The 15736-nt window shown below is 65.0% G+C and carries 15 protein-coding genes; 2 read left to right on the top strand and 13 right to left on the bottom strand.

The features are described 5' to 3' along the window. Positions 1–98 precede the first annotated feature (98 nt). From ACM42_RS19065 to ACM42_RS19080, 4 genes are all read right to left on the bottom strand, one after another. Positions 99–1079, bottom strand: a complete 981-nt coding sequence (locus ACM42_RS19065) for a beta-ketoacyl-ACP synthase III (RefSeq protein WP_271529386.1) — start codon at positions 1077–1079, stop codon at positions 99–101. Then, on the bottom strand, positions 1076–2137 hold the full coding sequence (plsX, locus tag ACM42_RS19070) for a phosphate acyltransferase PlsX (protein WP_028181285.1): 1062 nt from the start codon (positions 2135–2137) through the stop codon (positions 1076–1078). Before plsX ends, ACM42_RS19065 begins: the two co-directional genes overlap by 4 nt. Positions 2138–2434: 297 nt before the next feature. Beyond that, positions 2435–3004 carry a YceD family protein gene (locus tag ACM42_RS19075; RefSeq protein ID WP_271529387.1) on the bottom strand — a complete coding sequence of 190 codons (570 nt, stop codon included), beginning with the start codon at positions 3002–3004 and terminating at the stop codon, positions 2435–2437. Beyond that, the gene (locus ACM42_RS19080) at positions 3001–3564 is read right to left on the bottom strand and encodes a ubiquinol-cytochrome C chaperone family protein (protein WP_271529388.1); all 564 of its coding nucleotides are present in this window, start codon (positions 3562–3564) and stop codon (positions 3001–3003) included. The genes ACM42_RS19075 and ACM42_RS19080 overlap by 4 nt, the downstream gene beginning before the upstream one ends. A 98-nt stretch (positions 3565–3662) precedes the next feature. Between ACM42_RS19080 and ACM42_RS19085 the strand changes: the two genes are divergently transcribed. Continuing rightward, positions 3663–4148, top strand: coding sequence for an outer membrane protein assembly factor BamE (locus ACM42_RS19085; RefSeq protein ID WP_271529389.1), 486 nt, complete (start codon positions 3663–3665; stop codon positions 4146–4148). 218 nt (positions 4149–4366) lie between these two features. Continuing rightward, a complete protein-coding gene (locus ACM42_RS19090; protein WP_239623910.1) occupies positions 4367–5368 on the top strand; it encodes a Bug family tripartite tricarboxylate transporter substrate binding protein in 1002 nt (333 codons plus the stop codon). Between the two features lie 49 nt (positions 5369–5417). Here ACM42_RS19090 and ACM42_RS19095 read toward each other — a convergent pair whose 3' ends face one another. From ACM42_RS19095 to glyA, 9 genes are all read right to left on the bottom strand, one after another. Beyond that, positions 5418–6968, bottom strand: a complete 1551-nt coding sequence (locus ACM42_RS19095; RefSeq protein ID WP_271529390.1) for a peroxidase family protein — start codon at positions 6966–6968, stop codon at positions 5418–5420. Between the two features lie 173 nt (positions 6969–7141). After that, positions 7142–9262 carry a sodium-translocating pyrophosphatase gene (locus ACM42_RS19100; protein ID WP_271529391.1) on the bottom strand — a complete coding sequence of 707 codons (2121 nt, stop codon included), beginning with the start codon at positions 9260–9262 and terminating at the stop codon, positions 7142–7144. 337 nt (positions 9263–9599) lie between these two features. Further along, complete coding sequence (gene thiL, locus ACM42_RS19105) at positions 9600–10598, bottom strand: thiamine-phosphate kinase (protein ID WP_271529392.1); 999 nt, start codon at positions 10596–10598, stop codon at positions 9600–9602. Between the two features lie 151 nt (positions 10599–10749). Beyond that, positions 10750–11247, bottom strand: coding sequence for a transcription antitermination factor NusB (nusB, locus tag ACM42_RS19110; RefSeq protein ID WP_194393592.1), 498 nt, complete (start codon positions 11245–11247; stop codon positions 10750–10752). A 4-nt stretch (positions 11248–11251) separates the two neighbouring features. Next, positions 11252–11743: a 6,7-dimethyl-8-ribityllumazine synthase gene (ribH, locus tag ACM42_RS19115; RefSeq protein WP_271529393.1), complete on the bottom strand. Its 492-nt coding sequence runs from the start codon at positions 11741–11743 to the stop codon at positions 11252–11254. A gap of 181 nt (positions 11744–11924) precedes the next feature. After that, positions 11925–12548 (bottom strand): riboflavin synthase, encoded by a 624-nt coding sequence (locus ACM42_RS19120; protein ID WP_271529394.1) that lies wholly within the window; start codon positions 12546–12548, stop codon positions 11925–11927. Further along, a complete protein-coding gene (ribD, locus tag ACM42_RS19125) occupies positions 12548–13696 on the bottom strand; it encodes a bifunctional diaminohydroxyphosphoribosylaminopyrimidine deaminase/5-amino-6-(5-phosphoribosylamino)uracil reductase RibD (RefSeq protein ID WP_271529395.1) in 1149 nt (382 codons plus the stop codon). The genes ACM42_RS19120 and ribD overlap by 1 nt, the downstream gene beginning before the upstream one ends. After that, complete coding sequence (gene nrdR / locus ACM42_RS19130) at positions 13693–14175, bottom strand: transcriptional regulator NrdR (RefSeq protein ID WP_011087793.1); 483 nt, start codon at positions 14173–14175, stop codon at positions 13693–13695. The genes ribD and nrdR overlap by 4 nt, the downstream gene beginning before the upstream one ends. 15 nt (positions 14176–14190) lie before the next feature. Then, entirely contained in the window at positions 14191–15489 is a 1299-nt protein-coding gene (gene glyA, locus ACM42_RS19135) for a serine hydroxymethyltransferase (protein WP_271529396.1), read from the bottom strand. Positions 15490–15736: the final 247 nt, after the last annotated feature.

The following is a 15736-nucleotide window of genomic DNA, read 5'->3' on the forward strand; positions in this document are numbered from 1 at the left end:
TGAAATTATGAGGTTACGATACGGCGGTCAACAGCGCTCATCAATGCATACGCATCGATTATCGGCGCGAATTCCGGCAAAATTTTACCGACTGTGGCTTACCAGCGCAGCAGCGCGGAGCCCCAGGTGAAGCCGCCGCCCATCGCCTCCAGGAGAATCAGGTCACCCTTCTTGATGCGGCCGTCCTTGCGCGCCACCGCCAGCGCCAGCGGGATCGATGCGGCGGAGGTGTTGCCGTGACGGTCCACCGTCAGCACCACCTTTTCCGGCGCGATGTGAAGCTTGTGGGCGGAGGCGTCGATGATTCGCTTGTTGGCCTGGTGCGGCACGAACCAGTCGATGCTTTCGGCATTGAGCCCGGTCGCCTCGAAGGCATCGACGATGACGTCGGTGATCATGCCGACCGCATGTTTGAAGACCTCGCGGCCTTCCATGCGCAGATGGCCGACGGTCTGGGTCGAGGACGGGCCGCCGTCGACGAACAGTTTTGCCTTGTGGCGGCCGTCGGAGCGCAGATGCGTGGTCACGACGCCGCGATCGGTCGCGGCATTGCCGGGCTGCTCCTGCGCCTCCAGCACCACCGCCCCGGCGCCGTCGCCGAACAGCACGCAGGTGCCGCGGTCGTTCCAGTCGAGGATGCGCGAGAAGGTCTCGGCGCCGATCACCAGCGCGCGCTTGAAGGCGCCGGTGCGCAGGAAATTGTCGGCAGTGGCAAGCGCGAACACGAAGCCCGAGCACACCGCCTGGAGGTCGAAGGCCGCGCCATGATTGATGCCGAGCCCGTGCTGCACGGCGACAGCCGTCGCGGGGAAGGTGTTGTCCGGGGTCGAGGTCGCCAGCACGATGAGGTCGATCGACTGCGCGTCCATGCCGGCATCGCTGAGCGCGGCCTGCGCCGCCTTGATCGCCAGGTGCGAGGTGAATTCGCCCTCAGCCGCGATGTGCCGCTCGCGAATGCCCGTGCGCTGAACGATCCACTCGTCGGAGGTGTCGATGCGGGCCGCCAATTGGGCGTTGGTCACCACCTGCTCCGGCAGATATGAGCCGCAGCCAAGCACGACCGAACGAATTTGAGTCACGAAACATCCTCCGGCGCGGGCTGCACGAAACTGAGTGCACCACCCTCGCGGTTGAGCATCTGATTGATCTTGTTCAGGAGATCGTAGTGAGCCATCTCATAGCCAACATCGATCGCATAGGCAAAGCCTTCGGCGTTGGTTCCGCCATGGCTCTTGACCACCACCCCCCTCAGTCCCAGCAGCACGCCGCCATTGGACTTGTTGGGGTCCATCTTGTCGCGCAGGGCCTGGAAGGCGCTGCGGGCGAAGACATAGCCGAGCTTGGAGAGCCAGCTCCGCTGCATCTCGTTACGGAGCAATTCCGCCATCTGGCGCGCGGTTCCCTCGGCAGCCTTGAGCGCGATGTTGCCGCTGAAGCCCTCGGTCACGATCACGTCGGCCAGCCCCTTGCCGATGCCGTCACCCTCGACGAAGCCGATATAGTCGAGCTCCGGCAGGTTCCTGGCCCGCAGAATCTCGCTGGCCTCGCGGATCTCCTCGTGGCCCTTGATCTCTTCGGCGCCGATGTTGAGCAGCCCGACCGTCGGTCGCTTCTTGTTGAACAGCACGCTCGCCTTGGCTGCGCCCATGACCGCCATCGACACCAGATGGTGCGCATCGCCGCCGAGGGTGGCGCCGAGGTCGAGCACGACGGATTCGCCGCGCATGGTCGGCCATATCGCGGAGATGGCCGGGCGATCGATGCCCGGCAGCGTCCGCAGGTGGAAGCGCGCCATCGCCATCAGCGCGCCGGTATTGCCGGCGGAGATGGCGACATCCGCCTCGCCCTTCTTGACCGCATCGATCGCGAGCCACATCGAGGAGGTCCTGCGGCCGCGCCGCAGCGCCTGGCTCGGCTTGTCCTCCATGCTGACGGCGACGTCGGTATGGACAATCCTGGAGGCGGCTCTCAGCTTCGGGTGCTTGTCGAGCTCCGGCTCGATCCTGGCGCGGTCGCCGACCAGCAGGAACTCGGTATCGCGATGCCTGCCTAGCGAGATGGCGGCGCCCGGAATGACCACGGCGGGGCCGACATCGCCCCCCATGGCGTCCAGCGCGATGCGAACCTTGCTTGGCATAAAAGTCCTGGAAACCTGGTCTGGTGCGGTGTTGAGCTAGCGGGGCCGCAAAATGGGTTCGCCACGGACATGGCGATCGGCCAAGCGCCACGCCGCACCCGGACCGGGGCGCGACAATAGCGTTTTGTTACCCCGAAACAACCTCTTGCCCCCAGCCTTTTGCATTTGGGGCGATGCGGCCGCGAACCCCGAATTTAGCAGGAAATACATTGAAATCAGAAGGATAAATGCTTCTTTCAAACCAACAAGGAAAATGCCTCACGTCCCCTCGCAAGGCGGGCACGAGCGGACAATGCCCTATTGGCCCTTCTTCTTGTCGTGAAGCGCCTTCAGCACCGCGAAAGGATGGTCCTCAGGGTCGGGGGCGGTGACCTCCGCCTCGAACACGGCCCCCTCCTTGCGCGGATACGGATCGATCGCCAGGAACAGGACGTCGGTGGCGAGCCGGCCGAGGTCGATGATGCCACCGGCGATCGGCTCGGGAGAATTGGCGACCTCGGACGGCCCGTCATCGTCCTGCCCCTCCTCGATCAGATCGGCCAGACGCCGCGCCTCGGCCTCGGGGGCGAACATCAGGTCGACTTCCTCCTCGATCTCGCTCTCGATCGGATCCAGCGTGACGACGCAGGTCTGGCCGATCCGGCCGCGAACAAGCCCCGTGACCTGGACCCGCCCACCGCTTTTCGGCACGACATCGAAGCTGGCATGCGCGGACAGGATCTCCCGCACGCCCGCGAGCTCCGCCATGGCCTGCCGCTCGGCCGCTGTAGCCTCGAGCTCGCGATGCAGGCCTGCTTCGGGGATCTGCGCAACGATGACGGGCGCCCGCCAGGGATCGGGCTCGGATCCGGCATTCGGTCGGCTCATGGCGTGACATCCTCGGGGAGTGCTGGAGGAAACTTGAAGGAGGCGCGCAGCAGCGCGGCCTCGTCGGTTCGGCCAAGATCGGCCTCAGTGGCCCGGGCATAGGCCGCGAGCTGCTGCGCCTGGCCGAAGCCGGTCCCATTCAAGATATTCTTGCAGATCGCCGATGCCAGCGCTTCGCCGCCGCCTTCCATGGCCTGGTCATAGGCCTGGACGCGACCGTAGAACGCCTCGCCGAAGGCCCGCATCCGCTTCGGCACGGTCTGGTCGCCCACCCCCATCTCGCGCAGATTGTCGTCCATGTCCTCGCAGAAGCGGTCGAACAGCGCCTGGGACAACTCCGTGGCGCCTCCAGTGCCGCCTTGGACCGCGCGCAGGCGGCGCAGCAGCAGCCAGAGATGCAGCAGCAACAGGTCGAAACGCCCGTTAACCGTATCGGGCACGCCCAAGTCACGGTAAAATATGGGTTCTCGCGCCTGCGTCACGATCATGCCATAGATGGCTTCAATGGTGCCCGGCGGGGTTAGTCGGGGTTTCCTGAAGTGATTGAACGGCCAAAGCATTGTGGTTTCCGCAAGCGGGCGCGCGCGTGTTGCATTCAGAGCCTCCGCCCGGTACTTCAGCGCCTCGCGCGACGCAAGGGGACGGAATCAGTTCCGCTATGACGACAACGAACCAGACCAGCCTGCGCGCGGATCAGCGGCGCGGCCTTCACGCATGCTGGCGCGGCTTGCGCATGCTCGCAGCTGCCGCCGTGGTCGGCGCGGCTCTTGCGGGCTGTACGGGCGAGCAGTTCCAGAAGGGTTACATCCTGCCGCCCGGCGCGCTCGAGCAGATTCCGATCGGCGCAAGCCAGGACCAGGTGCTGATCGTGATGGGCACTCCCTCCACGGTCGCAACCCTCGACGGTGAGGTCTTTTACTACATCTCGCAACGCTCGGAGCGCCCGGTCGCCTTCATGAACCAGAAGGTGGTCGACCAGCGCGTCATCGCGATCTATTTCGACAAGAACCGGCGCGTGCGCCGGCTTGCGAATTACGGTCTGCAGGACGGCAAGATCTTCGACTTCATCAGCCGCACCACGCCGACGTCGGGTCAGGAGATGAACTACCTCACACCGCTGTTCAAGCTGCTCAGCTTCAACTGAGACTCCAGAGCGCTTTTCGCGCGGAGTCGATAACGGCTCGCGCGGAAAAAAATGCGTCCAACACACAGCCAGAGCCCTTCCAATTCCGTCGGAAGGTAAATTGCTCTGAGCTGCGGCGTCGTGCCGCTCTGCGCGCGCCACATGCCGTCGCACGCGACTTGCGGTCGCACGAGCGGTTCCGTACGGTCCCTGCAAAGAAAGAAGCAGGGAGTGGATTCGTGCCTAAGCCTTTGTTGTCCCGCCGTCGCGTGCTCACCGGCGCTGCCGGCCTTTCAGCCGCAGCCATACTGCCGCGATCGAGCCTCGCCGACTGGAAGCCCACCGAAAACGTTCGCCTCGTCGTGCCGGCTGCGGCCGGCGGCTCGACCGACGTGATGGGCCGGCTCTTGGCCGCGCATCTGCAAACCGCCTGGGGCCAGTCAGCGGTCGTGGAAAACCGCTCCGGCGGCGGCGGCACCATCGGGACTGCCGAGGTGGTCCGCGCCAAGCCTGATGGTCACACCATCCTGGTCGGCAATCCCGGTCCGAACGCGATCGCCTACAGCATCTTCAAGAACCTCACCTACAAGCCCGACCAGCTGCAGCCGGTCTCGAACATGATCCGGATCCCGAACATCGTCTCGGCGCATCCGAAGACCGGCATCAAGTCGATCCCCGAGTTGATCGCCTACCTCAAGGCCAATCCGGACAAGCTCAGCTACGCCTCTTCGGGCGTCGGCCAGAGCCCTCACCTCACCGGCGCCTGGTTCCTCCAGCTCACCGGCCTGAAGATGACACACATCCCGTTCCGCGGCGCCGGACCCGCGCTTCAAGCGGCCCTCGCCGGCGACATCCAGATCCTGTTCGACAATCTCTATCCGAGCCTGCCTCAGGTGCAGAACGGCACGCTCAACGGTCTCTGCGTCACCACGACCGAGCGCAGCGACCTCGCGCCGAACCTGCCGACCATGCGGGAGAGCGCGCCGGAACTGGCGAGTTTCGACATCTCGTCCTGGTTCTCGGTGTTCCTGCCGAAGGGGGTTTCACCCGAGGTGCTCAACGCGCTCAATCTCCAGATCAAGGCGATGCTGGAGCGCGAGGACATCAAGAAGCAGATCGCCGCCATGGGCGCCCGCGCCGATTACGGCACGCCGCAGCAATTTGCCGCCTTCGTGGAGGCCGAGACGAAGAAGTTCGCCGGCATCATCCAGAAGGAAGGGCTGCAAATGGACGTGCAGTAGTTTCTCGTGTCCCGGATGCCGCCTGCGGCATCCGGGACTTGAGCAACTGCTATCCGGTCGTAACCCCGTCGATCGGACTGATATCTCCGACGAAGCGCAAGAGATCGCTCATCAGGAACGTGCCCGGGGTCTTCGCCGGCAGCGTCGGCTTCCAGTTCCGCTGGCTGAGATAGGATTGGTTATCGCCAGCGACGATTCCAATGAACACCTCAGCCACGATGCGCGCGCCGACCGGACCGAGCCGAAGACCGCCGGTCTTCACCTGAGCCTCTTTGAGGATGTAATACCAAAGCGGCGTCTTTCGATCGAAGCCGTGCGCGGCCGCAACCGCGCCGTCCGTGCCGGTTGCGATCTCCGCCGGCTTGAGCGCTGGAATCCCCATCGCACGAGCCACATCTTGACCAGACGGCAATCCGAGATTGACTCCGCGCTGCAGGTTGCGGAGCGGCAGGCTACCGCCGCCACCTGGAAGATCGTGCAATTTCGGAATGAGGAATGGATCGATCTTGCGCGAATGGTTGAACAGGAAGTTTGGCGTCGGCGCAATCGCCGGATCGAATTCGTAGAAGCGGCTCCAGTCGATGATCCAGTCCGTGGGCAAGGTGCTGACGTTGGGTGGGGAATTGGGCGCGTTGGGAGTGGTACCGGCGATTTCGCCCAGGATGCGGCCGGAGAGCCCGGAGAAGAAGAACTCGAGGTTGAGGGTCGCCGCAGCAAAGCCGCCGGGCTGCGTGAACACATGGTTGTGGCTATAGGTCTCGCGAACCATGCTGTGTCCGAGTCGGTAGGCTGCCGCCGAGAACTCGACCGGCATATAGGGCACCTTCTGGAATCGATAGAACTTCCGGCCCTCGTGCAGAATCCTGGCGACGATGCCCTTCTCCGTTAGGCGCTCGACGAAATCGTGCAGCACCATCCATTGATAGTGCCAAGTCACCAGCTTTCGTGATTCGGAGAAGAGCTTGTCGGGCGCCGGCGCATTGGGGCCGGCCGCGAGCATGTCGACGACCTTGTTGTGGAATTTCAGGAACGCAAGGTGCGTCTGTGCGACTAGCAGATTCTCGTCATTGCGATGGTCGCCGATCAGGGCCCGCCCTTCCGAATTCCTCGTCAGATCATTCGGAAAGACGCCGGCCGCGCGCGGCGTGGGCTCTGTCTTGCCGAGCAGGAACTTCGGCCCGGGCTGTGCGACGTTGTTGGTGTCGCGAGCGTAGAGTTGGGGACTGCCATCCGGTCCCAGACCGTAGATGCTGTCGAGATCGAGCCTCGGCGTGCGGAAGTTCGTGGTGGCGTTGGGATCCTCCTGCTTCTCGGCAAGCGAAGTGAGATCAAGCGTAATGTCGTGATCGACGAATTGGCCGAGATAGGTAAAGCCCGACGGAATGTTGGAATTGTCACCGGTCACATCGTCCGGACTGGCGTCCTTCATCGCGGTCGCAAGCGCCCGCAGCGCAGCCTCCGGCACCGTGAATGCCGGCAAGTCAAACATCCGGCCGAACAAGCCGGGGTCTGCATTGGCGCTGGGCGGTTTCAGACCGGCCCTGGTCGGCTGGCGTCCGGCTTTCCCGTGTCTTGGGTTCAGGTTTACAGCTTGCGTCATTCTTCCCTCCAGTGGGTGAGACAGCAGCTGCACGGTAGTCCCCGGAGGGAAGACACTTTGTAATTGACGTCACAGTTCCCCTGCGACAAAGCAGCCGCGAAGGAACGATATCGTGAAAGCCAAAACCCCGCGGCTCACACCGCGGGGCTCGTCTTGCAAACTCGTGACGCCGCTCAGTGCGCCAAAATCGCCAGCAGCAGCAAGGCCACGATGTTGGTGATCTTGATCATCGGGTTCACCGCGGGGCCCGCCGTGTCCTTGTAGGGATCGCCGACGGTGTCGCCGGTCACGGCGGCCTTGTGGGCATCACTGCCCTTGCCGCCGAAATGACCGTCCTCGATGTACTTCTTGGCGTTGTCCCAGGCGCCGCCGCCCGAAGTCATCGAGATCGCGACGAACAGGCCCGTCACGATCACGCCGAGCAGCATCGCGCCCACGGCCGAGAACGCCGCCGACTTGCCGGCCGCGCCGCCGCCCGCGATCGCATAGATCACGAAGTAGACGAAGATCGGTGACAGCACGGGCAGCAGCGAGGGGATGATCATCTCCTTGATCGCCGCCTTCGTCAGCAGATCGACCGCCTTGCCGTAGTCAGGCTTGTCGGTGCCCTGCATGATGCCCGGCTTCTCGTGGAACTGGCGTCGAACCTCCTCGACGATCGCGCTTGCCGCACGGCCCACGGCCGTCATGCCCATGGCGCCGAACAGATACGGCAAGAGGCCGCCGAACAAGAGGCCCACCACCACGTAGGGGTTGTTGAGCGAGAAGTCCGGATTGACGCCAGCGAAGTAGGGATGCTGCGCGGAGCCGGCAACGAAGAACTTGAGGTCCTGGTTGTAGGCCGCGAACAGCACCAGGGCGCCGAGACCGGCGGAGCCGATCGCGTAGCCCTTGGTCACCGCCTTGGTGGTGTTGCCGACCGCATCGAGCGCGTCGGTCGATTTGCGCACCTCCTTCGGCAGGCCCGCCATCTCGGCGATGCCGCCGGCGTTGTCGGTGACGGGGCCGAAGGCGTCGAGCGCGACGATCATGCCGGCCAGCGCCAGCATGGTGGCGGTCGCGATCGCGATGCCGAACAGGCCGGCGAGGCTGTGGGTGACCAGGATGCCGGCGATGATCACGATCGCGGGCAGCGCGGTCGCTTCCATCGAGATCGCAAGGCCCTGGATCACGTTGGTGCCGTGACCGGTCACCGAGGCCTGGGCGATCGACTTCACCGGACGGTAGTCGGTGCCCGTGTAGTATTCGGTGATCCAGATGATCAGCGCGGTGACGACGAGGCCGACCACGCCGCATTCGAACAGCGCCATGCCGGTGTAATCGACGCCCTCGAGCTTGCCGAAGCCGATCAGGTAGTAGATCACCAGCGCGATGCCGATCAGGGACAGGATGCCAGTCGCGATCAGGCCCTTGTAGAGCGCGCCCATGATCGACTGGCTCGGCCCGAGCTTGACGAAGAAGGTGCCGATGATCGAGGTGATGATGCAGATGCCGCCGATCGCGAGCGGCAGCGTCATCATGTTGGCGAGGATCGTCGTCTTGGCGAAGAAGATGGCCGCCAGGACCATGGTGGCGACCGCGGTCACCGCATAGGTCTCGAACAGGTCGGCGGCCATGCCGGCGCAGTCGCCGACATTGTCACCGACGTTGTCGGCGATGGTCGCCGGGTTGCGCGGATCGTCCTCGGGAATGCCGGCCTCGACCTTGCCGACGAGGTCGCCGCCGACGTCCGCACCCTTGGTGAAGATGCCGCCGCCGAGACGGGCGAAGATCGAGATCAGCGAGGCGCCGAAGCCGAGCGCCACCAGGGCATCGACCACGACGCGGCTATCGGGCGCGAGCTTCAGCGAGTGGACCAAAAAGCCGAAATAGAGGGTCACCCCCAGCAGCGCGAGACCCGCCACCAGCATACCGGTGATCGCTCCCGCCTTGAAGGCGAGTTCGAGCCCGCCGGCAAGCGACGTCGTCGCGGCCTGGGCGGTACGCACATTGGCGCGGACCGAGACGTTCATGCCGATGAAGCCGGCAGCGCCGGACAGGATCGCGCCGATAGCAAAACCGATCGCGACATAGAGCCCGAGGAAATATACAAGCAGCACGAAGATGACGATGCCGACGAGACCGATCGTGGTGTATTGGCGCCGCAGATACGCCTGTGCGCCTTCGCGCACGGCTCCTGCGATCTCCTGCATGCGCGGCGACCCCGCATCCGCGCTCAACACCGAAGACGTCGCCCAAATCGCGTAGACGACGGAAAGCACTCCGCAGAGCACTATCAACCATAATGCTGTCATGTGATTTTTGCCTCAGATCCTTGATGTACCCCCGGCGCCTTTTGTTGTCCGTCGTGCGGTGCGGCGCCTTGATTTCGAACAAGGCCGCCCCCTTGCCCAAAAAGGGGCGGCCTCAGTCGGTCGCAAGCTTGCCAAAATCAAATAGAGGGTGCAACGCCGGATAAGGCCGAAACCGCCGATCTCGGCAGGTATTTAGGACCAAGTGCTGAGAACTAAGATGCCGGTTTGGAGCAATTCTCACAGCTGATCCGGAAAAGTGCGCAGCGGTTTTCCGAAAAGATCATGCTCGAACAGTGACCTCAAGCGCGATGGCGATTCATCCTGATCGCATCGCGCTTCAGAAGTGGCTGTAGGACAGCCGCGTCAAGAGCAGTTCCTGGCCCTGCCCATCCAGGAAGCGCGGCCGCTCATGACCCTGCACGATCCTGCCGATCGCGGTCACCGCAACGCCCTCGGCCCGCCCGGCGGCCATCAGCGCGTCGCTTTGCGCCGGCGGAACGCTGCACAGCACCTCGTAGTCATCGCCCCCCGCAAGCAGCGTCTCGACGCAAACGACGTTGCTTGCGAGCAGGCCGGCCGCCGCGGCCGAGAGCGGCACGCTTGTCACGTCGACCGAAGCCGAAACCCCGGACGCTGCACAGAGCTTGGCCAGATCGCCAGCGAGACCGTCGGAGACGTCCATTGCAGCGGTCGCATGATCGCGCACCGCCCGCGCCAGCACGTTGCGCGGCTGCGGCACCCGATAGCGTGAGACCAGGGCTTCCCTCGCGGCAGGATCGGACGCGAGCGCTGCGGCAGCGGCACCGCCTTTGAGCACATCGAGGCCGAGCGCGGCGTCGCCGATCGTGCCCGTCACTAGGATGCGGTCGCCCGGCCTTGCGCCGGTACGGCCGATCATCCGCCCCCGCGGCACACGGCCGAAGGCCGTGATCGAGATCATCTGCGGACCCGGCGTCGACACCGTGTCGCCGCCGAGCAGAGGACAAGCGTAATGCTTTGCGTCCTCTCCCAGCGCGTCCGCAAAGGGACGGAGCCAGGCATCCTCTTGACCGCGCAGCGCGAGCGTCAGCACGAAGCCGGCTGGCAGCGCGCCCTTGGCGGCGAGATCGGACAGGTTCACCCGCAGCGCCTTGCGCGCGATGGTCTCGGGCGGATCGTCGGCAAGATAATGCACGCCCTCGACGACGGCATCGGTGGTGACGACGATGTCGTCGCCGGATGAGGACAGGACCGCGGCATCATCGACCAGACCGAACGCGCCGGGGTCGGTCGCCAGCGGCTTGAAGTAGCGCGCGATGAGGGCGTCTTCGCCCGAGCTGTCCTGTGCGTTCGTCATCGGCGCCACTCCACCCTCCGCTGTCCGGCCAGTGCGCAATTGCGCACTAGGACCGGGCAATCCAGTACGCCGAGACGCCCGATATCAATAACCGCTGCCGCGGCGTACTGGATCACCGGCTTTCGCGGGTGATGACAGCGGAATGTGTGACCTACCCTCGCCCGAACTCGTCGCCGCGAAACTGCCGGCCGATCTGGTCGAGCACCGCGTTCACCATGCCGGTTTCCTCGCGGTCGACGAAGGCATTGGCGACGTCGACATATTCCGAAACCACCACCCGGCCCGGCACATCCTTGCGATGCTGGAGCTCATAGGCTCCGGCGCGCAGCACCGCTCGCAGGATGGCTTCGATCCGCTTCAAGGGCCAGCCCTTCGACAGCGCCTCGTCGATCAGCGGATCGAGCTTCTTCTGGTCGCGCACGACGCCCGAGACCACGTCGCGGAAGAAGGCGGCTTCGGCCGGCAGGTAAGTGTCGCCCTCGACCTCGTTGCCGAGCCAGTGGCTCTCGAACTCGGCAAAGATGTCGTTGATACCGGCACCGGCGATATCCATCTGATACAGCGCCTGCACGGCTGCGAGCCGCGCCGCACCGCGCCGGTTCGCTTTCTTCTCGGTTCCGAGCGGCGGCTTTCTGGTGTTGTCGGCCATGGCTTCAGGCCTGCGCCAAGCGGCGTTTGATGCGCAGCATCGCCAACGCGGCGCGCGCGGCATCGCCGCCCTTGTCGAGTTCGCTGGCGCGCGCCCGCGCCCAGGCCTGCGCCTCGGTGTTGACGGTGAGGATGCCGTTGCCGAGCGGCAGTTTTCGCGAAACCGCAAGGTCCATCAGCGCGCGCGAGGATTCCTGCGAGACGATCTCGAAATGAATGGTGTCACCGCGGATCACACAGCCAAGCGCGATCACCGCGTCATAGGGCTTGCCGTTCGCCGCCGCGGCATCGACCGCGATGGCGACTGCCGCGGGGATCTCCAAAGCGCCGGGAACCGTGATGACATCGTGGGTCAGGCCGGCCGCCTTCAGCTCGGCGACCGCGCCGTCCAGCAGCGCATCCTGGAGATCGTCATAGAACCGCGCCTCGACAATCAGCGCGCGCGCGCCGGAAATGTCGGTCTGGTCCTTCAGGGGTGCGCGCCGCGCGTCTGCCATCGTTCAATCCGTTTTACAGTCGTCGGCGCGTTATGTAGTCGCCGCCGGCGGGTTAGCCAAGTTGAAAGACACTGTCATTCCGGGACGCGGAGCGAACCCGGAATCTCGAGATTCCCCGGCGCGCAATTGCGCACCTGTGGTCTGGTCCTTCGGACCATCCCGGAGTGACCGGCTTCGCCGGTCACTTCATTTCCGTCAGCCGCGCCGCATAGCGGGCCATCAGGTCGACCTCGATATTGACCTCGTCCCCCGCCTTCCAGTCGCCGATGGTCGTGACCGTCAGCGTGTGCGGGATGATCAGCACCGAAAAACTCACGTCCTTGACCGTATTGACCGTCAACGACACGCCGTCGAGCGTGATCGAGCCCTTGGTGGCGATGAACCGCGCCAGCTCCCGCGTGGTGGAAAGCTCGAACCGCGCCATGTCGGGCAGATCCTCGCGGCTGAGAAGCGTCGCGATGCCGTCCGCATGGCCGGCGACGATATGCCCGCCAAGCTCATCGCCGATCTTCAGGGCGCGCTCGAGATTGAGTCTCGTTCCCACCTTCCAGTGCTTGGCGGTCGTCAACGCCAGCGTCTCGGCGGCGGTATCGACGTCGAACCAGGTCCTTTGAGCAGAGCCCTTGCCGCCCTCCACGCCCGAGCCAACCACCGTCAGGCAGACGCCGTTGCAGGCGATTGAGGCGCCGTCGGCAATCGTGCTCTGATCGTAGCGGCAGGCGATGCGCAGGCGGTGCAGCTGCCCCTGCGCCGTGGGCGTGAAGCTGACGATCTCGCCGATATCGGTGACAATGCCGGTGAACATTAGGCGCGCTCGTAGATGGTGAGAGTATCCTTGCCGAAGGTCTCGCTAGCATGAACCTTGTAGGCCGGCGACTGCGTGATTTTCGACAGGGGCAATGCATCGAGCGCATCGACGCCGCCACTGCCCACCGCTTCCGCCCCGCGGAACAGCCAGATCTCGTCCACGAGATCGGCCGCAACAAAGGACGCGGCGACACGGCTGCCGCCCTCGACCATCAGCCGCGTGATCCCTTTCTCGGCCAGCGCGCGCAGCACGGCCGGAAGATCGAGCCCGGACGTGCCCCCCGGCGACACGCGAATGATCTGCGCACCGGCCGCGCCGAGCCGCATGGCGGCGGCAGCCTCGGCGAGCTCGGACCCCACCACCCAGAGCGGCGTCTCGCGCGCGGATCGCACGAGCTGGCTCGATGCGGGAATGCGCAGGCTCTGGTCGAGCACCACGCGCACCGGCGAGCGCACCGCCATGCCCGGCAGGCGGCAGGTGAGGAGCGGATCGTCCGCCAGCACCGTTCCGATGCCGACCAGGATCGCATCGCTGCGTGCGCGGAGAAGATGCACGCGGTCGCGCGCGGCTTCACCCGTGATCGCGAGCGGCTCGCCGCCGGCCGCGCCGATCTTGCCGTCGGGCGAAACCGCGAGCTTGAGGATCACATGCGGGCGGTGATCCCTGATGCGGCGGAAATGGCCGGCATGGCCGAAGGCGGCCTCCGCCGCGCAAAGACCCACGTCCACATTGATGCCGGCGGCGCGCAGACGGGCGTGCCCCTGGCCTGCGACCTCAGGATTGGGATCCTCGATCGCCGCCACGACCCGCTTGATGCCCGCTGCGATCACCGCATCGGCGCAAGGCGGCGACTTGCCGAAATGCGAGCATGGCTCCAAGGTGACATAGAGCGTGGCGCCGCGCGCCGCCTCGCCCGCGCGCCGCAGCGCCTCGGGCTCACCATGCGGCCGTCCTCCAGGCTGCGTCCAGCCGCGGCCGACGATGACGCCGTCCTTGACGATGACGGCGCCCACGGCCGGATTCGGCCAGGTCCGCCCCTGCCCGCGCTTGCCCAGCGAGAGCGCCAGCTCCATGAATCGGCGATCGGCGTCCTTGGCCTCGCGGGCCTTCTGCGCGAACTGGTCTTCCAGGATGCGGAAGATCATTTGCGGATCGCGGCGAGCCGCGCTTCCTCCTCGCCGGAGAGCTCGCCGAGGACGTCGGCGAAATCCTTGGCCTCGCGGAAATTGCGGTAGACCGAGGCAAAGCGCACATAGGCGACGTCGTCGAGCGTGCGCAGATGCTCCATCACGGTCTCGCCGATCACCTCGGAGGAGATCTCGGCTTCGCCTCCGGTCTCGAGCTCGCGCACGATGGTGGAGACCATCTTCTCCACCCGCTCCGGCTCGACCTGCCGCTTGCGCAAGGAGATCTGCACCGAGCGCATCAGCTTGTCACGGTCGAACGGCACGCGGCGGCCATTGCGCTTGATCACCGTGAGCTCGCGCAGCTGCACGCGCTCGAAGGTGGTGAAGCGGAAATTGCAGGCGACGCACACGCGCCGCCTGCGGATCACGGACGAGTCCTCGGTCGGACGCGAGTCCTTTACCTGCGTATCCAGACTGTTGCAGTTCGGGCAGCGCATCCGCTTGGCCTAGCCTTACTGGTAGATCGGGAACCGGTCGGTGAGCGCCTTGACCCGTTCCTTGATCGCAGCTTCCACCAGCGGCGCCTTGCCGTCGGAGGACTGCGCGATCGCATTGAGGACCTCGGCGATCAAGCCGCCGACCTGCTGGAATTCGGCCACGCCGAACCCGCGGCTGGTCGCCGCCGGCGTGCCGAGCCGGATACCTGACGTGACGAAGGGAGACTCGGGGTCGAACGGAATGCCGTTCTTGTTGCAGGTGATGGCCGCGCGGACCAGCGCCTTCTCCGAGACGTTGCCTTTGAGGCCCTTCGGCCGGAGATCGACCAGCATCAGATGATTGTCGGTGCCGCCGGAGACGATATCGAGACCATGGCCCTTCAAGGTCTCTGCCAGGGCCTTGGCGTTCTCGACGACGTTCTTGGCGTAGACCTTGAAGTCCGGACGCAGCGCCTCGCCGAAGGCGACCGCCTTGGCCGCAATCACGTGCATCAGGGGACCGCCCTGAAGGCCCGGGAAGATCGCCGAGTTGAGCTTCTTGGTCAGCGTCTCGTCATTCCACAGCATGAGGCCGCCGCGCGGACCGCGCAGCGACTTGTGCGTCGTCGTCGTGGTGACGTGCGCGTACGGCACCGGCGAAGCATGCACGCCGCCGGCGACGAGCCCGGCGAAATGCGCCATGTCGACCAGGAGGTACGCTCCGACGCTGTCCGCAATCTCGCGAAAACGCTTGAAGTCCCAGGCGCGCGAATAGGCCGAGCCGCCGGCGATGATCAGCTTCGGCTTGACCTGCTCGGCCTGCTTGGCCACCGCGTCCATGTCGATGATCTGGTCCTCGCGGCGCACGGTATAGTGCGCGGCCTTGAACCACTTGCCGCTCATGTTGACGGGCGAGCCGTGTGTGAGATGGCCGCCGGCGGCGAGATCGAGCCCCATGAAGGTGTCGCCGGGCTGGAGCAGCGCCAGGAACACCGCCTGGTTCATCTGGCTGCCGGAATTCGGCTGCACATTGGCGAAATTGGCGCCGAACAGCTTCTTGGCGCGATCGATCGCAAGGTTCTCGGCGACGTCGACCCACTCACAACCGCCGTAATAGCGCGCGCCCGGATAGCCTTCCGCGTACTTGTTGGTCATCACCGAACCCTGCGCTTCCAGCACGGCCCGGCTGACGATGTTCTCGGAGGCGATCAGCTCGACTTCATGGCGCTGCCGGCCGAGCTCGCCCTTGATGGCGGCGGCGATTTCCGGATCGGCCTGCTCGAGCGAGGCGGTGAAAAACGAATCGGGCGCGGAGGCGGTTTTGGGTGCGGTCATCTTGCGAATATCTCCACCGCCGCAGCCTTTTGGCGGGCTACGGACGGGTCTGGTGTGGCGATCGGAAGCGGCGAGCGCGATCTACCACATCGCCCGCAACAGGCCAAGTAGTTGCGGGTCGAGCCTGATATTTATGCAAGATGTGGTGGCGGATTGGAGATTTCGAGCGCGGGAGCGGTTCTATGGAACCACTCCTCTGCACTATCTCGACGGGCCGCTGCGGGCCTCATCTCCACCAACAGCCACC

Source organism: Bradyrhizobium sp. CCBAU 25338, assembly GCF_028128965.1.
GTDB lineage: Bacteria > Pseudomonadota > Alphaproteobacteria > Rhizobiales > Xanthobacteraceae > Bradyrhizobium > Bradyrhizobium liaoningense.

What these genes read in the sequence shown, in the direction of transcription:
- plsX (WP_028181285.1), bottom strand. Translation starts at nt 2,137, where the DNA reads ATGCCAAGCAAGGTTCGCATCGCGCTGGACGCCATGGGGGGCGATGTC.
- ACM42_RS19075 (WP_271529387.1), bottom strand. Translation starts at nt 3,004, where the DNA reads ATGAGCCGACCGAATGCCGGATCCGAGCCCGATCCCTGGCGGGCGCCC.
- ACM42_RS19080 (WP_271529388.1), bottom strand. Translation starts at nt 3,564, where the DNA reads ATGCTTTGGCCGTTCAATCACTTCAGGAAACCCCGACTAACCCCGCCG.
- ACM42_RS19085 (WP_271529389.1), top strand. Translation starts at nt 3,663, where the DNA reads ATGACGACAACGAACCAGACCAGCCTGCGCGCGGATCAGCGGCGCGGC.
- ACM42_RS19095 (WP_271529390.1), bottom strand. Translation starts at nt 6,968, where the DNA reads ATGACGCAAGCTGTAAACCTGAACCCAAGACACGGGAAAGCCGGACGC.
- ACM42_RS19100 (WP_271529391.1), bottom strand. Translation starts at nt 9,262, where the DNA reads ATGACAGCATTATGGTTGATAGTGCTCTGCGGAGTGCTTTCCGTCGTC.
- thiL (WP_271529392.1), bottom strand. Translation starts at nt 10,598, where the DNA reads ATGACGAACGCACAGGACAGCTCGGGCGAAGACGCCCTCATCGCGCGC.
- nusB (WP_194393592.1), bottom strand. Translation starts at nt 11,247, where the DNA reads ATGGCCGACAACACCAGAAAGCCGCCGCTCGGAACCGAGAAGAAAGCG.
- ribH (WP_271529393.1), bottom strand. Translation starts at nt 11,743, where the DNA reads ATGGCAGACGCGCGGCGCGCACCCCTGAAGGACCAGACCGACATTTCC.
- ACM42_RS19120 (WP_271529394.1), bottom strand. Translation starts at nt 12,548, where the DNA reads ATGTTCACCGGCATTGTCACCGATATCGGCGAGATCGTCAGCTTCACG.
- ribD (WP_271529395.1), bottom strand. Translation starts at nt 13,696, where the DNA reads ATGATCTTCCGCATCCTGGAAGACCAGTTCGCGCAGAAGGCCCGCGAG.
- nrdR (WP_011087793.1), bottom strand. Translation starts at nt 14,175, where the DNA reads ATGCGCTGCCCGAACTGCAACAGTCTGGATACGCAGGTAAAGGACTCG.
- glyA (WP_271529396.1), bottom strand. Translation starts at nt 15,489, where the DNA reads ATGACCGCACCCAAAACCGCCTCCGCGCCCGATTCGTTTTTCACCGCC.